Origin of the sequence: Psychrobacter immobilis, assembly GCF_904846285.1 — a bacterium.
GTDB classification, from domain to species: domain Bacteria; phylum Pseudomonadota; class Gammaproteobacteria; order Pseudomonadales; family Moraxellaceae; genus Psychrobacter; species Psychrobacter immobilis_D.
Genome location: NZ_CAJHAD010000004.1, coordinates 83,982 through 98,885, shown reverse-complemented (window position 1 = coordinate 98,885; position 14,904 = coordinate 83,982). Strand labels below are relative to the sequence as shown.

Annotated in this window: 12 protein-coding genes; 8 read left to right on the top strand and 4 right to left on the bottom strand. The window is 44.0% G+C overall.

All coding sequences use genetic code 11. From position 1 onward, the window contains the following. Nucleotides 1-31: 31 nt before the first annotated feature. Both JMX13_RS04195 and JMX13_RS04190 read right to left on the bottom strand, forming a co-directional pair. The gene (locus JMX13_RS04195; RefSeq protein WP_201609899.1) at nucleotides 32-2,119 is read right to left on the bottom strand and encodes a hypothetical protein; all 2,088 of its coding nucleotides are present in this window, start codon (nucleotides 2,117-2,119) and stop codon (nucleotides 32-34) included. A gap of 197 nt (nucleotides 2,120-2,316) precedes the next feature. Further along, on the bottom strand, nucleotides 2,317-2,751 hold the full coding sequence (locus tag JMX13_RS04190; RefSeq protein WP_201609897.1) for a hypothetical protein: 435 nt from the start codon (nucleotides 2,749-2,751) through the stop codon (nucleotides 2,317-2,319). 189 nt (nucleotides 2,752-2,940) lie between these two features. On the opposite strand from JMX13_RS04190, the gene ggt reads away from it, so the two are divergent. The 8 genes from ggt to cysE all read left to right on the top strand — a co-directional run bounded on the left by ggt (nucleotide 2,941) and on the right by cysE (nucleotide 13,494). Beyond that, the gene (ggt, locus tag JMX13_RS04185; RefSeq protein ID WP_201610040.1) at nucleotides 2,941-4,890 is read left to right on the top strand and encodes a gamma-glutamyltransferase; all 1,950 of its coding nucleotides are present in this window, start codon (nucleotides 2,941-2,943) and stop codon (nucleotides 4,888-4,890) included. Nucleotides 4,891-5,211: 321 nt separating this feature from the next. Then, nucleotides 5,212-6,459 (top strand): NAD(P)/FAD-dependent oxidoreductase, encoded by a 1,248-nt coding sequence (locus JMX13_RS04180; protein ID WP_201609895.1) that lies wholly within the window; start codon nucleotides 5,212-5,214, stop codon nucleotides 6,457-6,459. 63 nt (nucleotides 6,460-6,522) lie between these two features. After that, nucleotides 6,523-6,684 (top strand): hypothetical protein, encoded by a 162-nt coding sequence (locus JMX13_RS04175; RefSeq protein WP_201609893.1) that lies wholly within the window; start codon nucleotides 6,523-6,525, stop codon nucleotides 6,682-6,684. Nucleotides 6,685-6,779: 95 nt separating this feature from the next. Next, entirely contained in the window at nucleotides 6,780-10,508 is a 3,729-nt protein-coding gene (dnaE, locus tag JMX13_RS04170; protein WP_201609891.1) for a DNA polymerase III subunit alpha, read from the top strand. Nucleotides 10,509-10,565: 57 nt separating this feature from the next. Beyond that, nucleotides 10,566-10,943, top strand: a complete 378-nt coding sequence (locus JMX13_RS04165) for an Hpt domain-containing protein (RefSeq protein WP_201609889.1) — start codon at nucleotides 10,566-10,568, stop codon at nucleotides 10,941-10,943. Continuing rightward, nucleotides 10,943-11,848, top strand: a complete 906-nt coding sequence (locus JMX13_RS04160; RefSeq protein WP_201609888.1) for an RNA methyltransferase — start codon at nucleotides 10,943-10,945, stop codon at nucleotides 11,846-11,848. The genes JMX13_RS04165 and JMX13_RS04160 overlap by 1 nt, the downstream gene beginning before the upstream one ends. 143 nt (nucleotides 11,849-11,991) lie before the next feature. Further along, on the top strand, nucleotides 11,992-12,435 hold the full coding sequence (locus JMX13_RS04155) for a YtoQ family protein (RefSeq protein WP_201609886.1): 444 nt from the start codon (nucleotides 11,992-11,994) through the stop codon (nucleotides 12,433-12,435). A 186-nt stretch (nucleotides 12,436-12,621) separates the two neighbouring features. Continuing rightward, nucleotides 12,622-13,494 carry a serine O-acetyltransferase gene (cysE, locus tag JMX13_RS04150; RefSeq protein WP_413786301.1) on the top strand — a complete coding sequence of 291 codons (873 nt, stop codon included), beginning with the start codon at nucleotides 12,622-12,624 and terminating at the stop codon, nucleotides 13,492-13,494. Nucleotides 13,495-13,567: 73 nt separating this feature from the next. Here the strand turns inward: cysE and JMX13_RS04145 are convergent, their stop codons facing one another. Both JMX13_RS04145 and JMX13_RS04140 read right to left on the bottom strand, forming a co-directional pair. Further along, nucleotides 13,568-14,485, bottom strand: a complete 918-nt coding sequence (locus tag JMX13_RS04145) for an IS3 family transposase (RefSeq protein WP_201609882.1) — start codon at nucleotides 14,483-14,485, stop codon at nucleotides 13,568-13,570. After that, a complete protein-coding gene (locus tag JMX13_RS04140; protein ID WP_227686211.1) occupies nucleotides 14,395-14,889 on the bottom strand; it encodes a helix-turn-helix domain-containing protein in 495 nt (164 codons plus the stop codon). Before JMX13_RS04140 ends, JMX13_RS04145 begins: the two co-directional genes overlap by 91 nt. Nucleotides 14,890-14,904 lie beyond the last annotated feature (15 nt).

Below are 14,904 nucleotides of genomic sequence, written 5' to 3'. Positions count from 1 at the left end.
CATATCAGCGCCTATCATCAAACGAGGCTGCCTACTCTGCTGAGTTTGTGACATCCTCATCAGCATAATTAGCACTTGCATCAGTCGCTTCTACCTCTGCTGCTTCTACTTCAGTTGCTTCTACATAGTCATAGCGCGCATAACGTGCCTTCTCTAACTTCTCTTTTTGCTGACGTTTTTTTGCAAGCCACGCGTTGCCATCGATAGCGACCGGTGCCTTTGCGCCAAAAGATTGTGCCAATAATGGTGCTAACGGATGTTTGTTAAAGCTGGCACTATCATAGCGCGTCTGATTCAAGACCGTGTTTTGTGAACCAAAAAAATCACTGCCGATATTGGTTCGTTGCTGTTTTGCCAATAAATGGTCTGAGCCATCTAAATAATAGTAATTGATATGATTAAAAGAGATAGGACTCACCGCTTCTATCAGCTGCAGCAATCCGCCAACATCTGCACTTTGATAGCCTTTGTTATACAACTCAATCTTAGCAATCGCAGCTTTCAATACATTATCATCAGGATAGTCTTGTGGATTTTGGTCAATATGCTTTTGCAGCGAGCGTGAGATGTTTTTAAATATTTTACCTATCATCTCACCGCTTTGACGACTGCCAAAATAGACTTTAACCGCCCTATCAGCGCCTACCTCCTTGGCAAACTCATCATCACGTATATCCACAGCACTGAAATACTCTGGCTCTAGCTCTGCCATACTGTTTTGTACTGCGTCAATGACCGCATCATAAATGACACCTGACGGTATTTGAGCAATAGAAGTAACCGCTTCAGGTAAGCCAAAATTCACCGTATGAGCGGTCATTTGCGCGGGCAACGGCGTATGCTCAGGATTGCCTAGTGCCAAGATGGGCATCAACGCCGACGGATCGATTGTCGCTGCACCTTTGTCAAAATCAAGAGCAAGCGGTAGCTGAATCGATGAATGGATGGTCGGCGCTACATAGTCGTAGCTGTACACACTCTGTAGTTGCTTTTGTTTGGGCTTATAATGACTGACGCTATTGAGGGTCAGGTATTGATAATGGTAGGCATTCATTGCTTGAACTTGTTCAGGGGTACGGATAAACATATTGATAAGATTGGTCATTAACCCCGGATAAGCACGAACGGCATTTTCATCTTCAGGGTCATTTGCCGTTTTGCTGGCTTGCATATCTTCATAGTTACGTAGCCAATCTTTTGATTTGATACGACTTAAATTAGATAACAAACCACCAGCGTCACTTTCGTACGCGCTGTCATCTCTCTGATTGCCGTATTCATTGTAGCCATTCTCGTCGTAACCCTCTGTATCGTAACCATACTTATCGTGGCCATATTCATCATAACCTTCACTATCATACCCATATTCGTCGTAGCCGTTTTGATCATAACCTTCCTCATCATAGCCATTTTGATCATAGCCATACTCATCGTAACGACGCTTTTCTTCGACAGTGCGCGCAGCGACGGCGGCAGCCACCGCTTCAGCGGCAGAATCGCCGCTATAAACCTTATCGCTATCCTCAATATCATTTTCTTCATTATCGCTGTCAATGTCTTCTTCGACCGCCGCCTCAGCTGCTGCTTCTAGATTTTCATTATCATTAATATCTTCATCAGCGGTACTGTTATAAAGATAAAGCTCGAGCAGTGTTCTAAAAAAACTGCTCGAGCCGGCGTCAATACTGTCGGCTTTAATATAGGGAATTGAATGATAATTAGCCTGCGATACTGACACGTGCTCCGTCGCTAAATGCTGACGAATAGCGCTCAGTAGACGCGCCTTGGCTTGCACTTCTGGATTTGGGTTTTTAGTTTGGTCAAATAAACGCTGATAATGTTCAGCATTCTTATCCAATTTGGTGTTGAACACTTTACCCTGAGTTTGGTTTTGCTGAGTGTCAGCAACACTAAAATCTATGCCTGTCGTGGATAAATTGGACTGTGATGACAAATCTGCCGTTGTTTGACAGCCCATCAGCATCGTCGTGGTGCTAACGGCGGTAAACGCATAAATAACGAGCTTTATAGGACGATTTTTATAGGTAATCGATGATTTTACAACTGACGCTTGAGAGTCATGCGCTAAGGTGCGTTTTTGAGAAGTAAGCTGCCCCATAAAAATCCCTTTATTTGATAAAAACAGACAATGATAACTTTAGTCATTATTCTGTTATTTATAACATAAAAGGTTACATTTTAGGAAAGATACAGAAATATTTTAATGAAATTTTTATAATTACTCTTATATTCGAGAAAACAAAAAAGCGCTATCCGATAAGATAGCGCTGCATATTAAATAAGCATTAAAGACATTTACCATAAACGGATATGTTCTTTACCATCCTCATTGATAATGACCAAACCTTTTGAAAAATCTATATTTTGGCGAGCATTTTTAATCGTTTTATAATTATAGCTTTTACGGTCTGCTAAATTGATGAGCTCATACACTTCATCGCCACCTATATCTACATAACGGCTACTGTCACCATCTGGCCATTTGATAGTAAGGAGCGGTAAAGACTCATGAGAACCAAAGATTTCTTTAGCCCTATAATCCTTTGAAGAGTTAATAGTTGAAGTTGTTACTAAGCATTTTTTACTGGCAATTTTAAGTTTATAAGCACAATTAAAAGAACCTGGCCCATTATTAGTAGACATAAATTCTTCAATCGTCGACGCAGCTTGGACGTGCATTGTTCCAACCGCAAAAGCTAAGCCTATACCTGCTGCTAATAGTTTATTCATAACTACCTCCAGATATTTTGCTAAAGTAAGATTCACAACAAAATTTCATTGTAATACAATTATGAATATTTGAATGATTTTTAGTTTAAGCTATTTGTGTATTTCATAAATAGCAATCACAATAAGACTTTATCTTCTTATCTACGTAAAAAGGAATTTACGATGCAACACTCAGCATTAAGAAATAAAATGGACGCTCCTCATAGCAACCTTCAAGCTAGAGCAAAGATTAAAGCGGCTATTTTATTAATCAGTAGTACGTTTTTAGTCTCATTATCCGCTCATGCTGCTGAGCCGATCAGCAATACGAAAAACACTATCAATCCGATGTCAATAAACCAAGAATCAATTAATACCAGTGCAATCAATCTAGCAATTATGGCAGAAAACCCTACCATATTGTCTGAGACGCAGCGCGTAACAAGAGCGAAAACCAACACGCTCACGCCTAAGAGTAATCAAACTAAGACCACCCAAGCTAAAACTGATCAGGCCATCTATTCTGAGGATGCTATCCACCACCCTGTTTGGGCAAAGAACGGTATGGTCGCAAGCCAAGAAGCAATGGCTTCTGATATCGGACTAAAGATTTTAAAAGATGGCGGTAATGCTGTTGACGCCGCTGTAGCGGTTGGTTTTGCTCTAGCGGTCACATTGCCACGAGCTGGCAATATCGGCGGCGGTGGTTTTATGATGGTTTATGATGCCAAACAAGGTAAAACCGTGGCGCTCGATTATCGTGAAAAAGCCCCCAGTAGCGCCTCACGCGATATGTATCTTGATAAGGATGGCAACGCTGTCAGCGACTTATCTCAATATCATGGCTTAGCCGTTGGTGTGCCGGGTACAGTTGCAGGCTTACTCAAAGCATTAGAAGATCATGGCACAATGAGCCGCGGGCAAGTGATGGCGCCAGCGATTGCACTGGCAGAGAAAGGTATCGTGGTAACACCTGGACTATCTGAATCACTAGAAGCGTTAAGCGAGCGCATGCAAAAATGGCCTAGCACCAAAAAGATATTTTTTAAAGCTGATGGCAGCGCTTATCAACCGGGTGAGCGCTTAAAACAGCCTGAGCTTGCCCATTCGCTAAAACTGATTGCAGCCAAAGGGGCTGATGGATTTTATAAAGGGGAAACGGCACGTAAATTGGTTAAAGCGGTCAATGATGCTGGTGGTAGTATGAGTTTGCAGGACTTGGCAAATTATGAAGCCATCGCTCGCGTGCCCGTTAAAGGTGATTATCGTGGTTATGAGATTGTCTCAATGCCACCACCGTCTTCTGGCGGTATTCATATTGTGCAGATTTTAAATATTTTGGAAGGTTATCCGCTAAAAGACTATGGTCAAAATAGCGCGCAAACCATTCATTTGATGGCTGAGGCTATGCAGCTTGCTTATGCCGATCGTTCTGAGTATTTGGGTGATTCTGATTTTATCGATGTTCCTGCCAGCGGGTTAACCTCACAAGCTTATGCCGATAAACTGCGCGCGTTAATCAATCCAGATAAAGCCACCCCAGCGGCGACTATCAAAGCCAATAACCCTCTACCGTACGAGAGCGATCAAACCACGCACTTCTCTATTGTTGATAAAGACGGCAACGCGGTCGCCAATACTTATACACTGAACTTCTCTTATGGTACTGGGCTTGTCGCTGAAGGTACGGGTATCCTGCTCAATAATGAGATGGATGATTTTTCTGCCAAGCCTGGCGTACCTAATGGCTATGGTTTAATCGGCGGCGATGCAAATGCGGTTGAAGCGAATAAGCGGCCGTTGTCTTCGATGAGTCCAACCATCGTATTTAAAGACAGCAAGCCTTATATCGTCACGGGCAGCCCAGGTGGTAGCCGCATCATCACAACCGTCACGCAAGTGATATCCAACGTCATCGACCATGATATGAATATCGCTGAAGCCACACACGCGCCTCGTATTCATGACCAATGGCTACCCGATGAGATTCGTATCGAAAAAGCACTGAATGTCGATACGATTAAAAAACTGGAATCAATGGGACATAAGATCAGTCCGCAGTCAGCTATGGGTTCAACACAGTCGATTATGATGACGCCAAATGGTGTCTATGGTTCTTCAGACCCACGTATTGTCGATGCGGCAGTGGTCGGCTATTGATTTGATTTTACAGTAAATGTATCTGGTGAAACTGAGTGGGCGATATTCCCGTAAATTATTTGAACTGCTGGCTAAAAGCACTGTGATCGCTATAGCCGCCCTTCAACGATATTTGATTAACAGCTGTCTATCTCAGTTATGTAAATAGCGTTCATTTTCTTAATCCATTGAACTGGGCGTGTCGTCATTTTTATCCCCATTTTTAAAATGAAGGCACGCCCTAAGGTTATTGGTTTTAGCTAGATGACCGTTATAACACCAGTTACTCCTTCCTCCTTAATCAGTGCATGAGCACTTTTAGAATTTTTACAGAGAACGTTTATGAACACCCCAAACCTCGATTTACATATTATCGGTGGCGGTATTATTGGTCTGGCAACTGCAGTGACATTACAAGCACGAGGTGTAAAGGTCGCTCTACTAGAGGCAAATGAAGTTGGACAAGGTGCGTCATTTGGTAATGCAGGACATATCGCGCCAGAGCATGTATTCCCGATTGCCGATGCCAGTATGCTCCGTCATATTCCAGCTATGTTATTGAATCCAACAGGTCCACTGCGCATAGATTGGCGCTATCTGCCACGCTTGACGCCTTGGGCCATTCAGTTACTAATGAATATGCGCCCTGAACCATTTTCCCGTATCCATCAAGCCCTATTAAGCTTAAATGATAATTGCCTACAAGCATGGTTAGACTTCGCCCAGCAGTGGCAGTTAGAAGATTGGATAAAAGTGAAAGGTGCATTATTAACAGTCGAAAAAGTCAGTAGCTTAGACTCTCTGAAGACACATGGCAGACGTCTTAATGATGTCGGCGTAGCTAATGAGTTATTGAAGAAAGAGAGCTTATTAGAGCATGAACCCGCCTTACAAGATAACCAGGTAGCGGCGTTATTGTTCCCAAATACAGGCCATATTACCAACTTAACAGCCGTCATCAACCAGCTTAGCATCACATTGAGACAATTAGGCGGTCACATTATTGAACATTGCCGTGTCCTTGAAGCGAAGACTGACGTTGAAGGCATCCGTTTAACGACCAACCAAGGTGATATCGTAGCTTCCAAGGTGATGTTGTCGGCCGGGGCTCATTCTAAAATATTGGCCAAACAGCTAACAGGCGTCAATGTTCCTTTAGACACCGAACGTGGTTATCACTTAATGCTACCGCACGAAAGCGCACGTTTACAGATGCCTGTAACCAGTCTAGATCGGCGCTTTGTGATGACACCGATGCAAGAAGGTCTACGCTTGGCGGGCACAGTGGAATATGCGGGACTTGAAGCCCCTGCTAATATGCAACGGGCACACATCCTCTTACAACACGCGCAGCCCATGTTAAAAACGCCATTGAATTTGGTTGATAGTGCGCCATGGATGGGCTTTCGACCATCGACCTCAGACTCCTTACCGGTTATCGATAATATTGAGCGCGTGTTTTTAAATTTTGGCCATCAGCATTTAGGGCTGACGCAAGCGGTTGTTAGCGCACAAATGATCGCGGCATACTATTTTGATGAAGCGCACGCTATCGACCCAAAACCTTATCAACTTGCCCGCTTTACATAAACAACTTATGAAAAGCTTATCCATTAAGAAAAAACTACCGACATATCTTTAAGCATAATAGTTTTGAGCACAATAGTTTATTGCTACGCAGACCTACTCTCAATGTCTGTCACCTCGCTGTTGGGCGCTGAATCAGTGGCTGTTATGGGCAAAGAATGCTATTATTATCCGTTAAGATTAGAAGACCCAAACCAAGCGATGAATCGCTTGTCACCGCATCAATAATGCTAAAGCTTCGTAAATGAGTTTGCAATGTGCAATGTCTTCTGATCTTCTCTCTTAGCACCACACCCTTTTGATCGCATCCGTAAGAGTCCTCTATGGCATTTGTACACCTTGGCATCCACAGCGAATATTCAATTACCGATTCTATCGTGCGTATAAAGCCGCTTATCAAAGCGGCCGCCGCAGACAATCAAAGCGCGTTGGCGTTGACCGATTTATCCAACCTGTATGCCACGGTGAAGTTTTATCGCGCCTGCTTAGGTGCGGGCATCAAGCCAATTATCGGCAGTGAAATCATTATGGATAATGAAGAGACGCGGTTGGTATTGTTGGCGATGGACAATGAAGGCTATCAAAATATCACCCGCATCGTATCGCTTGGCTTTACTGAAGGGCGCGCCGATGCTGCCAATCATGGTGTGCCCGTTGTTGAGCGTCGCCATGTTTTAGAGCACGCAGCCGGTGTCATTGTTTTATTTACTGAAAAATCCGATGTCGGACAAGCACTGGTCGGTTCCATGCCAGAAAAAGCCGACGAGCTGCTGACAGAATGGCAAGCGCAGTTCGATGATCGCTTATATTTTGCGATTAAGCGCACTAATCGCTCAGGTGAAGATGCTTTTATTAAAGCGGCTATTCATTCAGGTGCCAAACATCACATTCCTATCATTGCCCATAACGATGTGCGTTTCTTAGAGCAAGACGATTTTGACGCTCATGAGGCGCGCGTCTGTATCGCAGGCTCGTATGTACTTGCTGACCTCAATCGTCCACGACTCTATTCGGACGAGCAATATCTTAAAACCCAAGCACAGATGGCACAGCTATTTGCCGATATTCCGCAAGTAATTGACAATACTTTGCGCTTAGCGACCCGCTGTAATGTGACCTTGACACTCGGCATTAACGTCCTGCCTGAATTCCCCGTACCTGAAGGCGAAACAATTGAATCTTTCTTTCGCTTAGAATCGCAACGTGGGCTTGAAAATCGCTTAGACAAGCTATTCCCGATTGAAGCACGTACTGACAACTGGAGCGACTTTCGCCAAAAGTACGATGAGCGTTTAGAGTATGAGCTAAAAGTTATCCTCTCGATGGGTTTCCCCGGTTATTTCTTAATCGTAATGGACTTTATTCGCTGGGCAAAAGCCAATGGCGTACCAGTCGGTCCAGGTCGTGGTTCTGGTGCTGGTTCTCTCGTCGCTTATGCGCTCAATATCACCGACCTCGACCCTATTCATTACGACTTATTATTTGAGCGATTTTTGAATCCCGAGCGTGTGTCCATGCCCGATTTCGATATTGACTTCTGTATTGAAGGTCGCGACCGCGTTATTGATTATGTCGCGCAAACCTATGGTCGTGAAGCGGTCTCGCAGATTATCACCTTTGGTACGATGGCAGCAAAAGCAGTGGTGCGTGATGTCGCGCGCGCGCAAAGTAAATCCTACTTCCTTGCCAGCAAAATGTCGAAACTTATTCCCAAAACACCGGGTATCACCCTCAGTCAAGCGCTTGAGCAAGAACCACAGCTCAAAGACTTGATCTCCAATCCTGACAACATGGATTATGAAGATGCCACTGAAGTGTGGGAGATGGCAATTAAGCTTGAAGGCATTTGCCGAAACGTGGGTAAACATGCCGGTGGCGTATTGATTGCGCCGCACAGAATCACTGATTTTAGTGCTATTTATTGTGATGATGAAGGTCACCGTGTCAGCCAATTTGATAAAGATGATGTTGAAGCAGTTGGGTTAGTAAAATTTGACTTTTTGGGTCTGCGTAACTTGACCGTGATTGATGCTGCTGTCAGAAATATCAACCTGCGTCGTGCAAAAGAAGGCAAAGATGCGTTGGTATTAGAAGACCTACCATTAGATGATAAAAAAGCCTACAAGCTCTTGCAAGATGCCAAGACCACTGCCGTCTTTCAGTTAGAAAGTATGGGCATGAAAAAGTACTTAGCAAAATTACAACCGACCAATATCGAAGACGTTATCGCCATGTGTGCGCTATACCGTCCAGGCCCGCTCGATGCAGGTATGGTAGAGATGTATATCGACCGTAAGCATGGTCGTGAGGAAGTCATTTATGACCATCCAAACCTTGAGCCTATTTTAGAAAATACCAACGGCGTTATTGTCTATCAAGAACAGGTCATGCAAATCTCGCAGGTTATGGCAGGTTATAGCTTGGGCGGCGCGGATATGCTACGCCGAGCTATGGGTAAAAAGAAACCTGAAGAAATGGCTAAGCAGCGCGATATCTTTATCACCGGTGCGACGGCGCAAGGGATTGATGAAGCAACGTCAGGCGGTGTTTTTGATTTGATGGAAAAATTTGCCGGTTATGGTTTTAACCGCTCGCATTCTGCCGCTTATGGCGTGCTTGCTTATCAAACGGCTTATCTCAAACAATACTACCCTGCCGAATTTATGGCAGCCGTCCTAACGTCCGATATGAACAACACTGATAACGTGGTGTTCTTTATCAATGACTGCCGTGAAAACTTTGATTTAACCGTCGTTAATCCTTCGGTAAACCGCAGTGAATGGCATTTTGTTGCCGATACACCTACTAATATTATTTATGGTTTGGGTGCTATTAAAGGTGTGGGTGAAGGTGCCGTCGAATCTATCGTTGATGCGCGTCGCCGTGAAGGCCCGTTTAAAGATTTATACGACTTTTGCCGCCGTGTTGATATTAAAAAGGTCAATAAACGTACCCTTGAGGCATTGGTCAGTGCTGGCTGCTTTGATGACTTTGCGGCGACCTTACGTCCAGACTTGCCAAGCGACGAAGCATACGAGATTCGTGGTGCGCTGATGAGTCAGTTGCCAAGTGCCGTACAAGCTGCTGAACAAGACCGTCAAAACCGTGAAATTGGTATGATGGATTTATTTGGTGAAATGGACGGTGTCGTTGCTGCGCCGCCACTCGTTATGACGCCAGAGCTGATTTGGGGTGATAAACACCGCCTCAAAGCAGAGAAGAATACTCTAGGTCTATATTTAACCGGACATCCTATCGATGAATATCGTGAGGAGCTAAAACGTTATACTTCAGGCGCACGTCTCGATAAGCTGACAGATACTGGTTATAACGGTAGCTGCTATTTTGCCGGTTTGATCATTGATATTGCCAATTTTGGCACTCGTAATGTCATTACCTTAGACGATGGGACGTCACGGTTAGAGGTAAGCTGTTATGCTGAGCGCTTTAACCGCGTAAAAGAGCAGCTAAAAATTGATGAAGTGGTGGTTATTAAAGGCAGTATTCGTGAGCGTGACGGACGCCTGTTTGCCCGTCTTGATAATGCCATGAGTATGGTCGATGCGCGCCTGCGTTGGCTGAAAAAAATCAGCATCAAAGTCCACGGCAGTGATATTAATCTGCTGACACGTATGCAGCCACTGCTTAAATCCGCTCAAGCTGACATCATACCAGCGCCACGCTTGTCTTATAACGATGAGCAGGACGAGCAAGGTAATAATGGTGGCAGTGGTAACAGCGCTTATGACCCATCGATGGGTGGCAGCCTATATGATGAAGATGGCAATGATTTATTGGCACTAGAAAATGATATGCATCAAGATGCGCTACATCAAAATAGTGCTAGTCAAAGCTATGCCAATAATGCCCTTAGCAATACCGATGCCTCTATTAATGATAATTGCCTGCCGCTTGGTTTAAGCATTTATGAAGAATATGGCATTGCCAATGTAGGACTCTCCGAGCATTGGCGCGTCTACCCTAACGATGACAACTTGCAACAATTAAAGAGTATGGTTAGCGAAGACAACCTACATTTTCATTATAACTAGCCGCTTTATGATGATTAACTTTGCTGCTTTAACTTTCAATATATTGGACACATGATCATGACTGAAAACCCAAATAATAATATGAATACTAAAATTGACGAGATTATCAATGACGAGCAATTTGATGACATGCGTGACTTGTTAGAAGAAGACTTTGTTGACTTGATACAAGTGTATTTTACCGACAGTCAGCAGCGAATTACTAACTTAAGAAGCGCCCAACAAAAAGATGACAACGCTAATGGCTATGAAATTTCTCATGCGCTAAAAGGTGCCAGTGCAAATTTGGGCGCAACTCAATTGATGCATCTTAGTGGGCAATTGCAAGAAGCTTGCCGTGAGTGTCTTATCGCCGAACAAGCTCAATTGATTGAAGCGGTTGCAGTGGCTTTGCAACGTGTTGAGCAAGAAATCAAGCAAAGATTGGGGTTGTAATGAGTCACGATTCTTCCTCAATCTTAGCAAGCTCGACTGTCAATCATACGGTAAGCGACTATTTGTCTTGCGTGCAAATCGTCATGGTCAATACCACATTGCCTGCCAATATTGGTTCAGCAGCTCGCGCCATGCACACTATGGGTTTATCGCGTTTGACCGTCGTTGACCCTAAACTGCCTATTGATGAGACCAGTATTTCGCATGCCGCCGGTGGCAGTGACTTATTATCATCAGCAACTATAGCGCCGACGTTAGAATCGGCGATAGCGGATTGCCAGCTGGTATTTGCGGCCAGCAGTCGTAGCCGCCACTTACCGCGCCCTGTGGTGACGCCGACGCAAGCTGCCAAAATCATATTGGATTTTATCGATAAGCAAACCGCTTTCGATGTAGCTGATAATAATGAAAACACTAAATTGAGTGAAAATTCTCAATCTACAAATAAGCCAAATATTGCTATCTTATTTGGGCGTGAAGACCGCGGTTTAACCAATGAAGAGCTGGCTTACGCTGATTATCATATTCAAATAGATGCCAATCCTGCTTATCCCGTGCTAAATGTTGCCTCCGCGGTACAAGTGATTGCCAGCTTTATCTTTGCTTATGCGCAGACCCATGCTCAAACGACTATTAACAGCCTAGATAATGATAAAAATACAACATTACAGCCAACATTAGACGTGCATCTGCGTCAACAATGGGATGAGCCTGCCATTAGCCAGCAACAACTGCAACAGCTGACTCATCGCACGACAGAGCTGATGGTTCAGCGCGGACTGGCCGATAGCGAAAACCTAAAGTCTTTACCCTCGCGACTATCACGCCTTGGCTCACGCGTTCAGCTTGATCAGAAAGAGTACCAGCTACTTAGTGCTTTAATTGCTAAGCTTGCAAAGGACTAAAATTTATAATTTGCAAGGTTTAGAGCATTGATTTTAGGAAATTGATTTTAAGGCATTGAGTGCTTGGCATTGGCATTAGCATTAGCAGCAGTAGCCTTACTGTTTTGCAAGTCAGATGGTTGAATAATAAAAAGGAGTGAACAATGAATTGGACGGTTTATTTATCTGGAGAAATACACAGCGACTGGCGCCAAAAAATCATGCAAGGCGCGAAAGCCCATGGTCTTGCTATTACCTTTACATCCGCTGTGACCGAACATGAAGCCAGCGACGCGGCTGGTGATGTGTTGGGTGAAAATGACAATGAATTCTGGCGCGACCATCAGTCATCAAAGGTTAATGCCATTCGTACCAAAAATATGATTCAAAAATGTGATATCGCTATCATTCGCTTTGGTGATAAATACAAACAATGGAACGCCGCCTTTGACGCAGGTTACTGCGCTGCACTGGGCAAGCCTTATATCACCTTGCATGCTGAAGATATTATTCATCCTCTGAAAGAAGTGGATGCGGCAGCAATGGCATGGGCACAAACACCTGAGCAGGTTGTCGAGCTGCTAAAATATGTGACCAGTGACAGCTAAATGACACCTGCTTGTCACCGATAAATCGTCGGTAATGGGCGTTTTATCTACAGACCCTCTGTTTTAATTTATCACTCATTACTATATTTTGTACTTCGAAACTGCTATAACTAAAGAGATTGTCATTAAAAAACAATAGGACGCTTTATGTCATTGCCAACCACCTTGTTCAAATCGCTTGTCAATATCAAAAAAGACCTAAAAGAAGATATTGAAGCGGTATTCAATCGCGACCCTGCAGCGCGTAATAGCCTAGAAGTCATCTTGACCTACCCTGGCATCCACGCCCTCATTTTACATCGTGGCGCGCATTGTCTCTGGCAAAATGAGCAAAAACTTGCCGCGCGCGTGATTTCTTACGGCTCGCGTATCGTCACTGGCATTGAGATTCATCCTGCTGCAAAAATCGGTAAGCGCTTTTTTATTGATCATGGTGTTGGCGTGGTGATTGGTGAGACGGCTGAGATTGGCAACGACGTTACGCTTTATCACGGCGTGACCCTTGGCGGTGTCTCATGGAATAATGGCAAACGTCACCCTACTTTAGAAGACGGTGTCATTGTCGGTGCCGGTGCCAAAGTATTAGGGCCTTTCACGGTCGGTAAAGGCGCTAAAATTGGCTCAAATGCCGTGGTGGTAAAAGCAGTGCCAGCCGGTGCGACGATGGTCGGTAGTGCCGCCCGTATGATCTCAGACCATCATGACGAAAAAGGCAATCCTATTACGGCCAAAGTAGATGACGCCAAACAACAAGAAAAAGCCGCGCAAGCAGGCACAACTGCTCATCATCAGGCTAAAAGCGCCGCTTCTAGCACAGCACGAGCGACAGCGTTTCAGGCTTATGGGATTGACCCCTCTTCACAAGATCCTGTTGCTGAAGCTTTTGCTAAAATGCTCGAGCATATTCAGCAATCAGAAAATCGACTCGACCAACTGCAAGCCGCTATGTGTAAAATAGATCCAGATTTTTGCAAAAAACAATACGATAAATTGTGCTTAGAGGACTTGGATGTGATTGGTAAAAGTGATATGGACGATATAGGCACTGAGCAGGAGTAATCTGCTAGCTGTCGTCAATACTGAATAAAAAAGAGGCCAAATGAACTGACCCCCAAATATTGGACGGTTTAGTTTACCCCAAGGACTGAGTTCTGTATTGCACAGGACTCAGTCCTTTTAGTTTCATCTGAATACGCTCATTGTTGTAATAATGAATATACTCGTGAATCTGTTGTTCTAAATCCTCAATCGTTTGAGGTTTTTCAATATAAATCGTCTCACACTTCAGCGTACCGAAGAACCCTTCCATCAGTGCGTTATCTAAGCAATTGCCTTTTCTGCTCATACTTTGCTTAATACCATGCTGTTTAAGCACCACTCCAAACGGTCTCATTTGATAATGCCATCCTTGATCAGAATGTAGCATGAGTGTCTTATCACGACACACTTTCGTCTTTGCTAAAGCCCGCCCTAGCATATTACTCACTAAGTCATAAGTCGGGCGCTTTGAGAGTGTATAACTGACAATCTCATTGTTATAACAATCAAGTATGGGCGACAAATACAGCTTATCGTCACCCACCTTAAACTCAGTAATATCGGTGAGCCAGCGCTTATTTGGTTTATCTGCATGAAACTGGCGCTTTAAATAGTTCTTCGCAATCTTGCCTTGTTGTCCTTTGTAAGATCGGTACTTCTGACGTCTTATCTTTGCGCTAAGCTTCATGTCATGCATAAGCTTAGCGATGAGCTTATGGTTATGATAAACCCCTAACTGCTTTAGCGCCGCCGTGACTCTACGATAACCATACCTACCTTTGTGCTTGTGGTATATCTGAGCAATATGATGTTTTAAGTCTGCATATTTGTCTTTAACATCAAACTGACACCTATGGTAGTAAAAGACACTCTTAGCCATCTTAGTGATGTTTAGCAAAGCAGATAAAGGGTGCTCTTGTCTTAGTGCTTCGATGAGCCTTGCTTTTTGCCTGCTTGTTCCTCCGCTTTGAGCAAGGCATCGAGCTTTTTTAGGTAAGCATTCTCTGCACACAAATATTCCAGTTCACGCTTAAGCTCTGCGGGCGTCTTTTCATCATCAGGTTTGTCTGTAATAAAGGGTTTACTCATGGCGGTTCTACCTTTACGTTTGGATATTAGTCCAGACATACCATAAAGCCGATACGCTTTGTGCCAGTGGCTAATTAAGGCCGGTGAGCTGATATCAAACGTTAGAGCGACCTCGGATTGACTTAATTCTTCCTTAAGCATGGTGGTAATCACGTGATGTTTAAACTCACTGCTGTATTTGGCCTTACTTGTCTTTGGCTTAATGGTATTTATGCCACCGCTTTGGTATTGCTTAACCCATTTGAGTACAAACTCTGGATTGACGTTAAACTTCTTAGCGGTGGCATGACTACTATGGCCTTGCCGATAGTATGTGATGACTTGCATCTTAAATTATAGATC